A 12,218-nucleotide genomic window follows, 5' to 3' on the forward strand; every position below is an offset into this window, starting at 1 on the left:
GTCAGACTCCCGCCCGCCACGCCGGATCGTCCAGGCGATCGAGCCAGGTGCGCAATGCGTGATTGAACGCGGCCGGCTGATCGTCATGGACGTAATGCGTCGCACCGGGAATATCGATCCGCTCGATTCCCGTATTGGCGGCCGTCATTTCGGCCGCCACGTCCGCGGACAGGAAATCCGATTCGCCGCCGCGCAGCAACAGGGTCGGCACGTGCAGGTTGAGGATCAGCGGCCACAGATGGACGAGTTGCTCCGGCGTTGCGGTGAGCCGCGCCGCCGCAATCCCGTCGGCGTCGTGACGCCATACGATCCGCCCTTGCCCGGCCTCTTTCAGCGAGTGCGCGATGCGCGAATCGAGCGCGGATTCCGTGATGTTCGGCCGCTGGCGCCGCCAGAACGCACGCGCCTCGTCCCACGACGCGAACGCGTCCGGCGTTTCCTTCAGCTCGCGCTTGATGCGCTCCGAGCCCTGCGAACCGGCCGACGCGCCCGGGCCCATGTCCTCGATCGCGAGGCCGGCGAGCCGTTCCGGTTGCGCCGCGGCATAGACGAACGCATTGGCGCCACCCATCGAATGCCCGACCAGCACGAATCGTTTCAGGTTCAGCGCGCGCACCAACGCGTCGAGATCACGCACGTAGGCCGCTGCGTAATAGTCACGCTGCGGATCCCAGTCGCTCCGTCCGCGTCCGCGCTGATCGAGCGCGACGACCCGGTAGCGGTCGACCAGCGCGTCGGCGACGGGCGCCCACGTATGTGCGTAACTGCGCAAGCCGTGCAGCATCACCACGGCCGGCGCATCGTCGCGCCCCCAGCTCACGTAGTGCAGCCGCAGCCCATCGCTGTCGACCCACCCATCCTTGACGGATGCCGTATTCATCATGTGCTCCCCGGCCTGCATCCGTGATCAGACCAGGCCGTCGCGGCCGACGATCTCGCTCGCCTTCAGCCCGCCGAGCCGTGCATGCAGGCGGCCGCGCGTCGCGAATGCGAAGATCACCAGCACTTCGTCGTCGTTGGGCGCATCGGGGAACAGGCACGTCACCGTGTCGTAGTGCGAGCGCACGTAGAGCGCATCCTTGTGCGCGAGCGGTACGTCGATCACCGTGTTGATCGGGCCGCGCTTGCCGCTCGACGGCACCCACGACTTCCCGCCGCCCAGCGCCGCGCGGATCGGCTCCGCGAAGATCGACGTCAGGAACGCGTTGCCGTGTTCGTACTCGCCGGCCGAGCCGACCAGGCAAGCCTTGCCGTAGCTCTCGATCGCACGGCCCGCCGCGAGCGACTCGATGCGCCGCGCGAACTCCTTGCCGAGCGCGGGCGACGGGCGCACGAGGTCGTCGAGGTTTTCGCTGAACCGCCCCGCATACGGGTTGTGAACGGCCGCGGCGATCACGATCTTGCGCAGCGGCTCGCCGTCCGCGAGCTGGCCGGTTTCGTTCGCGAGCGAATCCTCGATCTGCGTGTACCACTTGCGGATATGAAAGCCTTCGAAATTTGTGATCTTGCTCATCAGGAATCCTCTATTCAATGTCGGTTATGCGGAAATGAAAGGCCGGTGCATCAGTCGAACAGCGGCTCGAGTTGCACGGGGTCGCTCGGCGCGTTGTACCGGTGCAGCACGCGCTTGCCCTCTTCGTCGTCGGTGACGGTCTCGCAGAAAAATTCGAGGCGGTTGCCGTCCGGGTCCGCGAAATACACGCCGATCCCGACCTTGTGGTCGGTGATCTTGACGATCGGCACGTTGCGGCGGATCAGCATGCCGTACAGGCGACGCAGCTCGGTCAACCCGCCGGCGATCTCGAGCCCGTAGTGCTGCAGGCCGATCGTGCCGAGCTCCGCGTCGGACGCCGCGCGAATCAGCGCGATGTCATGGTGCTTCTGGCCGAAGGACATGAACACCCACTGCTCGCCGCGCGCGGTTTCCGTCATGCCGAGCACCTCGGCATACCAGGTGCTCGAGCGCACGGGGTCGCGCACGAACAGCGACAGGTGGGTGCGCTGCACGCGCGGCGTCGGCAGCGGCAGCCCGCTCGCGTTCGCGCGCTCGGCGTGTTGCTGGATGTCGGACGGTGTCATCGTTCGCTCCGCTCAATTCAATTGATCGACTGCGCGTGGGCAACGAGCGGCGCTTCGAACGGCGTCCACGCGACGGCCGTGATCTCGCTGAAGTCGCGCCATTCCTTGGTCCAGTTCCGGCCGCCGTCGCGCGAACGGAACAGGTGCCCGTACTTGGTGCCCGCATAGACGAGCGCCGGTCGGGCCGCATGGACGCCGAATGCCCAGAACGTGGAATTCGGCGGCGTCTGCAGATCCGCTTCGTGCCACGCGTAGCCGCGATCGGTCGAGCGGTAGATGCGGCTGCGGGTGCCCGGCGTGCCGTCGCCGATCGCCATCAGCAGGTCGCCTTCCGGCTCCGGCAGTTGCACGACCGTACGCGTGTAATAGAGCCCGTCGAAGCGGTCGCGCGACGCCTTGGCGTCCCAGGTCTGCCCGTCGTCCTCGCTCACGTACACCGCGTTGACCGTCAGCAGCACGGTGGTTTTGGGCCGGTCCGCCGTGGCGGACAGCACGGCGATCGCATGAATGTCGCTGTTGCGGATCGCCGTGCCGGGGCCGTCCACGCGCGTCCAGCTCGCACCGGCATCGCGGCTGCGCCACGCACCGCCCTCCTCCACGCCATACCAGACGTTGCGGCCGTCGTCCGGATCCACGCAAATCGTCAGCAGCCGCGGGCGATTGACGCCCGCGCAAAACTCGGGGAACTCGGGCGCCGTTCGCTCCCACGTCAGGCCCGCGTCGCTCGACTTGTACAGCGCGGCGCGTGACGGCGCGCCGGTGCCCGCATAGAGCACCGCGGGGTTCGCCGGATCGATCGCGATGGACCAGACAGTCTGTCCGTTCAGCACGTTCTCGGGCCGAAACCAGTGCGCGCCGCCATCCTCGCTGATGCACAGCCCCGCATCAGCGCCCGCATAGACGCGCGACGGCGTCGCGGAATCCACCGCGAGCGCGCGCACGATGCCGTCGAACTCGATCGGCTCGGCGAGCCCGAGGCGATGCCAGGTCTTGCCGTCGTCGTTCGAGCGCAGGATGCCTTGCCCGGCCGTGGCGACCAGTACGGTTGCGGTCATGAAATGCTCCTTGTGTCAGAGAAAAATGCCGCGCGTGAGCCCGCCGTCGCAGCCGATCGACTCGCCGGTGATCGACCCGGATTTCGGCGATGCGAGAAACGCGACGATCCACCCCATTTCTTCGGGTTGCAGCACGCGCCGGATCGGCGTGACCTTCACGTAGTTCGCCTCGACCTCCGCGGCCGTGAGCCCCTGCTTCTGCGCCTCTTTCTCGTAGAGTTCGTGGATGTGCGGCGTCTCGACCACACCCGGGTGAATCGTGTTGACCGTGATGCCGAACGGGCCGAGCTGGTCGGACAGCGTCTTGGTGAGGTGCACGATCGCCACGTTGCGCATGCCGGACAGCTGCTTGCTGCCACGGCCCGTGAGGCCGCCGATGTTGACGATCCGGCCAAAGCCGTTGCGCCGCATGTAGGGCGCGGCCGCCTTCGCGCAACGCAGGTAGCCGACCACCTTGATGTCGATGTCCTGGAGCAGCCCCTGCGGGTCGGCGTTTTCCAGCTCCGCCCGCACGAGGCCGCCCGGATGCGCGGCGCCGTTCAGCAGGATGTCGAGCCGGCCGAAGCGCTCGACGCTCGCGGCCATCGCCGCCTCGACGGACGCCATGTCGGTCGTGTCCACCGTGACGGGCAGGATCGCCCCCGCCGTGTCGCCCAGCGGCGCGAGTTCCGCGCGAATGTCGGCGGCGGCCGCTTCGAGGTGTTCCATGCGCCGCGCGGCGATGGTGACGTTGACGCCTTCGCGGGCCAGCTCGAGCGCGACTGCCTTGCCGATGCCCATGCTGCCGCCGGTGATGAACGCGGCTTTTCCGTGGAGTTGCAGATCCATAGCGATGAAAGGTGAGAGTCGGGATTGAAGGGAAAAGCGGGTGGCGCGATCAGGACAGGCACATTTCGATGAGCCTCGGCCCGTCGGTATGGGCGAGTGCGTCGTCGAGCGCCTGCGCGAGCGCTTGCGTCGTGCTCGCGCGCTCGGCCGGCACGCCGTAGCCGCGCGACAGCGCGAGCCAGTCGATCGGCGGATCGTCCAGCAGCGTCAGGCGGCTGGCGTGCGGCGTGTCGGCCGGCAGGCCACTGCGCGCGAGTTCGGTCTGCAGGATGCCGTAGCGCCGGTTCGACGCGATCAGCATCACGATCGGCAAACGCTCGCGTGCCATCGTCCACAGCGCCTGGATCGTGTACTGCGCACTGCCGTCGGACTGCAGCGCGAACACACGGCGTTCCGGACACGCGACGGCGGCGCCGAGCGCGACCGGCAAACCCTGGCCGATCGCGCCGCCCGTGTTCGTGAGGATCGTGTGACGACGGGCGCGTGCCGATGCGGTCACGAACGGATAGCCGCACGTGCCGCCCTCGATCGACACGATCGCCTCGTCGGGCAATGCGTTCGCCAGCACGCGGCCGACGGCCTGCGGCGTCAGCGGCCCCTCTTCCACCTGCCAGCGCTCGACCGGCACGCCGTCGGCGTTCTCCGGTGCGCCAATGCGGTCCGCCAGCGCTTCGAGCGCGTCGTCGGCCGCGTCGCCCGCTGCGGCGAGCGTCACGATGTCCTCGGGCCGCGCGAGTTCACCCGGAATGCCTTCGTAGCCGAAGTAGGTGACGGGCGGAAGCGCGCCCGCCAGCACCACGCGCCGGCAAGCCAGCGCGGCCAGCGCCGGCTCGGGGAAATAAGGCAGCCGGTCGATGTCCGGCAGGCCGCCGCCGCGCTCGGCGCGCGCCGGGAAGGTCTCGCTGAAGCAGGTCGTGCCGGTCGCCGCCGCGATGCGCGCCGCCGCGCGCTGCCCGCGAGCCGACAGTGCACGGCCGCCCATCAACAGCACGGCGCGATGGCCGCTGAGCAGCAGATCCGCGACCCGCTCGACCTGCGCAGGGTCGAACGACACCTCGGCCGGGCGAACGACGGCGGGTGACACCGCATCGCGCACCTTGGCCGACTGGAGATCGACCGGCAGCACGAGGGTCGCGACGCCGCGCTGCGCGCCCATCGCGGCCGAGATCGCATCGGCCGTATCCGTCGCGAGATCCGTGTCGCGCGCGACGCTGCGGTACCACACCGACACGGGGCGGGCGAGCGACTCGATGTCCGACGTGAGCGGTGCGTCGTACTTCAGATGGTCGCGCGTGTGATCGCCGACGATGTTCAGGATCGGCGTGCGGGCGCGGCGCGCGTTGTGCAGGTTGGCGATGCCGTTTGCGTGGCCCGGCCCGAGATGCAGCAGCGTCATCGCCGGCTTGCCGGCCATGCGGCCATAGCCGTCCGCCGCGCCCGTGCAGACGCCCTCGAACAGCCCGAGGATCGAGCGCACGCCCGCCACGGTGTCGAGCGCGCCGACGAACGGCATCTCGGTGGTGCCGGGATTGGCAAAACAGACGTCGACGCCGGCATCGCGCGCCGTCTCGAGCACGACGCTCGCTCCGCTTCGTGTTTCGGTATCGATGTCCAACTGTGGGATGTTCATGCGGCAGCTCGACGGTTTGAATGGGATGGATTTTACTTTAATCCCGAAATACGGGATTTGTCAAACATCAAAAGCGTCGCCGCCGCGGCAACACGATCCACGTTAACCCGATCTGCGTCGCGTATTTACGGGGAAATTCACCAGCCCCCGGCTCTCCACACATCGCTAAGGGTTAACAAAATTCCCGCCATTCGGAATTTAGCGACAAGAGCGATCGAGCAAACGCCCGCGACCGCCGTCCCGTTGCCGGTTGCTTCGCATTGCACGCCTGGATCCAAACTTACGATTGCAAATGCCTCTCATTTGCATTAAATTTCCGCGCGAATGTACTGTTTGGAACACGGACGTCGGCGCGAGGTCATCGGCCATGCCCGAACGCAGATCACATCAAAGGACGGGGTATGAGCAGGAAGAACTGGGCGGCCGCACCGATGGCCATCGTCGTCGGCACGGCCGGCCTGAGCGCAGCCGATGCGCAGGAGTTGTCGCTGCCCGCCATCGAGGTCTCGGGGCAACGCGCGAGCGCGCCGTTTCGCGCGCCCGAATCGACGAGCGCGACACGCACCGAGACGGACGTGATGGAGATCCCGTTCGCGGTCAGCAGCGTCGATACGAAACTGATCAAGACAGTGGCCGCGACGCGCGGCGAAGACCTGTACGACTGGGTCGCGGGCGTCGCGCGGCAAAACAACTTCGGCGGCCTGTGGGACAACTACGCGGTGCGCGGCTTCGCCGGCGACGGCAACACCTCGGGCACCGACTACCTCGTCAACGGCTTCTCATGGAATCGCGGGATCAGCGTCCCGCGCGACACCGCCACCCTCGAGCGCATGGAAGTGCTCAAGGGGCCTGCGTCCGCGCTGTACGGCCGCGGCGATCCGGGCGGGCTCATCAGCTACACGACGAAACAGCCGCAGTTCGCGCGCTCGAACACCATCGGCGTGTCGGCCGGCAGCTACGGCGCGCTGCGCCAGACGCTCGATTCGACCGGGCCCGTCACGAAATCGCTCGCGTACCGCTTCGTCGCGATGAACGAGAACAACGGCAGCTTCCGCGATACGGTGTCAAGCAAACGCTACCTGTTCGCCCCCTCGTTCACGTGGGACATCGGCACGGACACGACGCTCCACTACGAGTTCGAAAGCGTGCGCCAGCGCGCGCCGCTCGATCGCGGCGTGGTGGCGGTAAACGGCCAGCTCGGCGTGATCCCGGCGTCGCGCTTTCTCGGCGAGCCGCGCGACGGCGACTACGACGTGCGCAACACGGGCCACCAGTTCACGCTCGAGCATCGCATCGATGCCCGCTGGTCGATCAACGCCGGCTTTGCACAGCGCGACACCGACCTGTCCGGACGCTCGTCCGAGGCATTCTCGCTGCAGCCGGACGGCCGCACGCTATGGCGCCGCTATCGGCAGGTCGCGTTTCACTCGAACGACCTGCAAGGCCGGCTCGAAACGACCGGCAAGTTCCGCACCGGCGGCATCGGCCACACGCTCGTGATGGGTGTCGATGCGTATCGCTTCAACTACGACCAGTTCGTTGCGCGCTCGACGCCGACCGCCGCCGCGCCGTATGCGATCGACATCTTCGATCCGGTCTACGGCCAGCCGGCGCCCGCGCTGCGCACCGCGACCAACCTGCTCGAGCGCGACGACGGGCAAGGCGTCTACGCGCAGGACACGCTGGCGTTCGGGCCGCACTGGAAAATCCTCGCCGGGCTGCGCTGGGATCGCTTCCACCAGTCGGTCGAGAACCGCCTCAAAGGCGTGACGACCAGCCAGTTGCAGACCGCGCTGAGCCCGCGCATCGGCGTCGTGTACGAAATGAGCCCCGCGCTGTCGCTGTATGCGAACACGGCGTACTCGTTCCGGCCGAACAACGGCGCCGATGCCGACGGCCGCGCGTTCGATCCCGAGAAAGGGCATGGTTACGAAGCCGGCGCGAAATGGGCCGGCACGCGCTGGCTCGCAACCGTCGCGGCGTTCCATGTCAACAAGCGCAACGTGCTGACCGCCGATCCGGCGAATGCCGGCTTTTCGCGCGCGGCCGGCGAAGTGCGCAGCCGCGGCGTCGAATTCGAATGGAACGGCGACCTGGGCCACGGCCTGCGCGGCATCGTCAACCTCGCGTACGTCGATGCCGAAGTCACGCGCGATACGGTGCTGACGCCCGGCGCGCGGCTCGTCGACATACCGCGCCTGAGCGGCAGCGCGCTGCTCATGTACGAAACCGCGCTGCCGTTCGCGGAGAAGGCGGGGGTCGGCACGGGCGTGATCTATGTCGGGCGCCGCGCCGGCAACACCGCGAACACGCAGGACGGCTTCGCGCTGCCCGCCTATGCGACCGTGCAGCTCAACGGCTACGTGCAGCTCGACAAGCATCTGCGTGCGTCGGTCGTGCTGAACAACCTGTTCAATCGCACGACCTACGTCAGCTCGTACAACAGCTTGTGGGTCACGCCGGGCGCGCCGCGCAGCCTGTTCGCGTCGCTCGCTTACTCGTTCTAGGTCGAATCGGGCGCGTGGCGTGCGTAACGTGCGTGATGCATCACGCGCCGAGCGCGAGCCGCGTCACCAGCGCGATCAGCAACGCCGGCAACATCACGCACGCGCCGACCGCGAGAAATTCTCCGAAGCCGACCCGCTGCCCTTCGCGGCGAATCGCCGCGAGCCACAGAATCGTCGCGAGCGATCCGGTGATGGACAGGTTCGGGCCCAGGTCGACGCCGATGAGAATCGCGTCGATCACCGATTGCGGACTGTGCGCGGCGCCGATCGTCGAACTCGCGATCAGTCCGGCAGGCAGGTTGTTGACCAGGTTCGACGCCAGCGCGATCGCGATGCCCGATGCGGCTGCAGCCACCTGCTCGCCGCTTGCCGTCCACTCGCGCAGCAGCCCGGCCAGCGCGCGCACCGCGCCGGTCCGGTCGAGCGCTTCGACGAGCACGAACAAACCCGCGACGAGCGGCAGCACGCTCCATGAAATTTCTCGAACGATCGGCACGCACGCCGCGCGATCGCGATACAGGACGCACGCGACGGTGACGATTCCCGCGATCGCGGTCGGCAGCCCGAGCGGGCGATCCTTCATCGACACCGCCATCAGCGCGACGGCCGTGACCGCGATGCCGGCCAGCGCAATGCGCCCGCCTGCGGTGAGCGGCCGCACCGGCAAACCCGACGCGCAATGGCCGCGAAGCGCATGTCGCTGAGTGATCCGAAGCATCAGGAACGTGCACGCGATCGATGCGACGGACGGCAGCGCGAAATGCGCCAGCCATACGCCGAGCGCGGGCATGCGCGAACCGTACAGCACGAGATTCGCCGGGTTCGAGATCGGCAGCACGAAGCTCGCCGCGTTGGCGACGAACGCGCAGATGTACAGCAGCGGCATCGGGTCGGCCTTCGCTCGGCGCGCGGCCGCGAACACGGCCGGCGTCAGCACGACCGCGGTCGCATCGTTCGACAGAAAGATCGTCGTCACGGTGCCGACCAGGTAGACGAGTGCGAACAAGCGCCGGGGCGAACCCTGCGCGAGATTGACGACGTGCGTCGCGACCCAGTCGAACAATCCTTCACGACGCGCGACCTCGGACAGCAGCATCATGCCGGTCAGGAACAGATACACGTCGCCCCCCTTCGCCACGGCGTCGAGCGCCGGATGCACGGGCAACAGGCCGAACACGACCAGCAGCAGCGCGCCGCTCACGGCCCAGGTCGCTTCGGGCCAGCCGAAGGGTCGCGCGATGACGCCCGCGGTGGCGAGCGCGGAAATCAGCCATGCAAGCGAGGCAGGATTCATTGGCAGGTAAGGAACGGCAGAAGGTTCGAAATGATCTTCAGGACGAAGCGGCGGGCAGATCGGCCGGCTTGCCGCATACGCCGCTCAGCGATCGCGCATGGCCGAGCCAGAGCGCGAGCGAGCCCGTCGACACGGCACCCAGCACCATGAACGCAGCCGGATAACCGAAGTGCTGCGCGAGGACACCGCCCAGCGCGGGGCTGAGCGCCGCGCCGACACCCTGCGCAGTCGCGACGGCGCCCTGCCCGACGTTCACACGGCCGGAGCCGTGCAGCAGGCGCACGACGAGCGCCGGTACGACGACGCTTTGCAGGCCGGCGCCGATGCCATCGAGAATCTGCACCGGCCACACGCCCGCTTCGCTCATCAGCGCCGCGGCGAGCGCACCGCGCACCGGCAACGACAGAAACGAAATCAGCAACACCCGCCAATAGCCGTACGCACGAATCAGGCGAGGCGCGAACCAGGCCGCCGCGACCATCACGAGCTGCGCGATGACGATGGTTTGCGCGGTGAACGCGCTCGCGTTGCTGCGGTGCGTGGCGACCACGCCCATCCCGTATAGCGGCAGCATCGCGGCGTTGCCCAGATGAAACAGCGCGAGCGACGCGCCGAGCAGCACCAGCGGCCGGTTCTCGAATAGCGTACGCAACCCGCCGACGCGAGGCGTCGGCGCGCCGTCGAATGCCTGGCCGTGTGGACCGGCGCTTTGCGCGTCGAGACCGCGCGCGCATGCGTGATCGATGGCACGCCCCGGAATCGCCAACGTACTCGCGATGGCGAACATCGTGAAGACGACGACGAGCGCGAACACGGCGTCGAATCCCGCATGCCAGCCGAGCCAGCCCGCGAGCGCCGCACCGATGACGTTGCCCGCGTGGTTCGCCATCTGGTTGCGGCCGAACTGCCGATCGAAGCCTGGCCGACGCGCGATGCCGAGCGTCACGCCCGCGACGGCCGGCGCAAGCGCCGCGCCGCTGACGGCAGCCAGGATCTGCGAAGCGGCCACCGCCGGATAGCTGTCGACGAACATCAGCGCCAGCGACGCCAGCGCGGTCGCCGCGGTCGCCGCGACGATCAGCGCCCGCTTCGCTCGCAACGCATCGACGAGCGCACCGGCCGGCGGCGTCGCGGCCATCGCGGCGAGCCCGGCCAGCGTCATGACCGAGCCGATCGCGTCGGCACTCCAGCCGCGCGACAGCAGGATGACGCCGACGAACGGGCCAATGCCGGCCTGCACGTCGGCCAGGAAGAAATTGAGCGCTTCGAGCGCGCGTGCCGGGCGCATGGTCACCGACGCACCGTCACTCATCAGGCGCATCGACGAGCTCGGCAATCTCGTGCACGTCGAGCGTCGTGCCGTGCGGCGTCGCGATGCCATGCCCCCACACCTGTACATGGGTGCCCGCGCGAAGATAATCGCGCAGCTCGGCCGCCGCATGCGGCGGCATCCGCAATGCGACACCGCTCGTCAGCAATGCGCCGTTCAGCTCGCCTTTCGGGCCGTGCAGCGCAAGCGCGACTTCGCCCCGGAGCTCCATCGGCTTGCGGGCGGGTCGCGATGGTTTCGGCGCGTCGTGCACGGGCCCGTCGTCGACGATGTCGACGCCGCCGCGCCCGGTCAGCTGTACGGCGGCGATCATCCCGGCGCCGCGCGCCTTGACGCCGCGCACGCGGATGCGATCGCCGACCGCGACATGCCGGGTCAGCTTGCGGCCAAGATGCGGCGGCACGTGAACCTGCAGGTCGCCGTTCAGGATCAGGCCGTCGATTTCTCCGTGCGGGTTGAGCAGGAATTGCGTGACGCGGCCGCGCGTTTCGGGCAGGCAGGCGGGATCGATCCAGTGCATGCAGGACTCCTTTTCAAGGGATATTGGAACGGCGTCGCGCCCTCAGCGCGCGACATCGTCATAGAGATTCACGACATGGCCCGGCGAGCCGAATGCCGTCGCCTGCAGCGCTTCGCCGTAGGCATTGCGCGTGCCGTAGCCGACCGCGGCAACGCGCGCACCGGGTACGAGCAGCCCGCCGAACTGCTGGGCGGCGGGCACGGTCAGCTTGACGATCGCGCCGTTGTCGAGCATCACGCCATCCGGCTCGCCGCGCGGCGCGCGCGTCACGCGACGCACGACGCCGGACACGCTGAGGCGGGCGAGATTGACGCCGCGCAACGCGGGAGGCATCGGTGCGGAAAGCGGTGGCGGCTGGTCGGAAAGCGACGCGCCGGTGCCGTCGTTGCGGACCACGCGCGCGTGGATGTCATCGCCGAAGCGGCGAATGCCTGCCACCGTCACGCGCTCGCCGGGCCGCGCGAATGCGATCAGCTGCGTGCCGAGATGCGGCGGAAGATGGACGAGCGTCCCGTCGGCCAGCACGAAGCCGTCGACCGCGCCCTCCGGGTTGATCGTCAGGCGCGACAGCGTGCCGGACACGAGCGCATCCGGTGCGACGTCACCCCCGGGCGCAACGGGCGAAAGCGCGGGAGGCGGAGGGGGAGGCGGCGCGACACCCGCCGGGTCCGCCGCCGCGCGCGGCGCCGGCGGCATCTGAGCCGCACTGGCCGTCGCCGCGGCAATCAGCACGACAGCGGAAAACGCTCGATAGGTCCGGCGCACGGCGGTGCCGCATGGCGACGGCAATCGAATGGCAAACGGATGCGACATCATGGCGGGCTTCGGCGAAGGATTGCGATGCCATCCCTTACGCAACCCCTGTGCCAGCCCTCGAACGCCCGCGTGGCGGTGCGTCGAACGGTGAAGCGCGCCGAAGGTGTCCGGTTTCCCGACACCTCTCCCCGCCGAGTGTCGAGAATCCGACCGTGGAGG

Annotated in this window: 11 protein-coding genes; 1 reads left to right on the forward strand and 10 read right to left on the reverse strand. The window is 68.4% G+C overall.

Features of this window, described 5'->3' with window-relative positions; all coding sequences use genetic code 11:
• Nucleotide 1: 1 nt before the first annotated feature.
• The 6 genes from DIE15_RS26965 to DIE15_RS26990 are packed head-to-tail and all read right to left on the reverse strand — an operon-like array spanning nucleotide 2 to nucleotide 5,592.
• A complete protein-coding gene (locus tag DIE15_RS26965; protein ID WP_173938511.1) occupies nucleotides 2-880 on the reverse strand; it encodes an alpha/beta fold hydrolase in 879 nt (292 codons plus the stop codon).
• A 27-nt stretch (nucleotides 881-907) separates the two neighbouring features.
• Nucleotides 908-1,513 carry an amino acid synthesis family protein gene (locus tag DIE15_RS26970; protein WP_124834782.1) on the reverse strand — a complete coding sequence of 202 codons (606 nt, stop codon included), beginning with the start codon at nucleotides 1,511-1,513 and terminating at the stop codon, nucleotides 908-910.
• 50 nt (nucleotides 1,514-1,563) lie between these two features.
• Entirely contained in the window at nucleotides 1,564-2,079 is a 516-nt protein-coding gene (locus DIE15_RS26975) for a VOC family protein (RefSeq protein ID WP_057928791.1), read from the reverse strand.
• Nucleotides 2,080-2,096: 17 nt separating this feature from the next.
• On the reverse strand, nucleotides 2,097-3,134 hold the full coding sequence (locus tag DIE15_RS26980) for a VPS10 domain-containing protein (RefSeq protein WP_124834783.1): 1,038 nt from the start codon (nucleotides 3,132-3,134) through the stop codon (nucleotides 2,097-2,099).
• Nucleotides 3,135-3,149: 15 nt separating this feature from the next.
• Nucleotides 3,150-3,962 (reverse strand): SDR family NAD(P)-dependent oxidoreductase, encoded by an 813-nt coding sequence (locus DIE15_RS26985; RefSeq protein WP_124834784.1) that lies wholly within the window; start codon nucleotides 3,960-3,962, stop codon nucleotides 3,150-3,152.
• Nucleotides 3,963-4,011: 49 nt separating this feature from the next.
• Complete coding sequence (locus DIE15_RS26990; RefSeq protein ID WP_057928788.1) at nucleotides 4,012-5,592, reverse strand: acetolactate synthase large subunit; 1,581 nt, start codon at nucleotides 5,590-5,592, stop codon at nucleotides 4,012-4,014.
• Nucleotides 5,593-5,993: 401 nt separating this feature from the next.
• Here DIE15_RS26990 and DIE15_RS26995 point away from each other — a divergent pair, with 401 nt between their 5' ends.
• Nucleotides 5,994-8,099: a TonB-dependent siderophore receptor gene (locus DIE15_RS26995; RefSeq protein ID WP_124834785.1), complete on the forward strand. Its 2,106-nt coding sequence runs from the start codon at nucleotides 5,994-5,996 to the stop codon at nucleotides 8,097-8,099.
• A gap of 40 nt (nucleotides 8,100-8,139) precedes the next feature.
• Here the strand turns inward: DIE15_RS26995 and DIE15_RS27000 are convergent, their stop codons facing one another.
• The 4 genes from DIE15_RS27000 to DIE15_RS27015 are packed head-to-tail and all read right to left on the reverse strand — an operon-like array spanning nucleotide 8,140 to nucleotide 11,825.
• Nucleotides 8,140-9,393: an arsenic transporter gene (locus tag DIE15_RS27000; RefSeq protein WP_057928786.1), complete on the reverse strand. Its 1,254-nt coding sequence runs from the start codon at nucleotides 9,391-9,393 to the stop codon at nucleotides 8,140-8,142.
• A 37-nt stretch (nucleotides 9,394-9,430) separates the two neighbouring features.
• Nucleotides 9,431-10,681: an MFS transporter gene (locus DIE15_RS27005; RefSeq protein WP_124834817.1), complete on the reverse strand. Its 1,251-nt coding sequence runs from the start codon at nucleotides 10,679-10,681 to the stop codon at nucleotides 9,431-9,433.
• A 16-nt stretch (nucleotides 10,682-10,697) separates the two neighbouring features.
• The gene (locus tag DIE15_RS27010) at nucleotides 10,698-11,243 is read right to left on the reverse strand and encodes a hypothetical protein (RefSeq protein ID WP_057928785.1); all 546 of its coding nucleotides are present in this window, start codon (nucleotides 11,241-11,243) and stop codon (nucleotides 10,698-10,700) included.
• Nucleotides 11,244-11,285: 42 nt separating this feature from the next.
• Nucleotides 11,286-11,825 (reverse strand): hypothetical protein, encoded by a 540-nt coding sequence (locus DIE15_RS27015; protein WP_242431905.1) that lies wholly within the window; start codon nucleotides 11,823-11,825, stop codon nucleotides 11,286-11,288.
• Nucleotides 11,826-12,218 lie beyond the last annotated feature (393 nt).

Source organism: Burkholderia sp. Bp9031, from assembly GCF_003857965.1.
GTDB lineage: Bacteria > Pseudomonadota > Gammaproteobacteria > Burkholderiales > Burkholderiaceae > Burkholderia > Burkholderia ambifaria_A.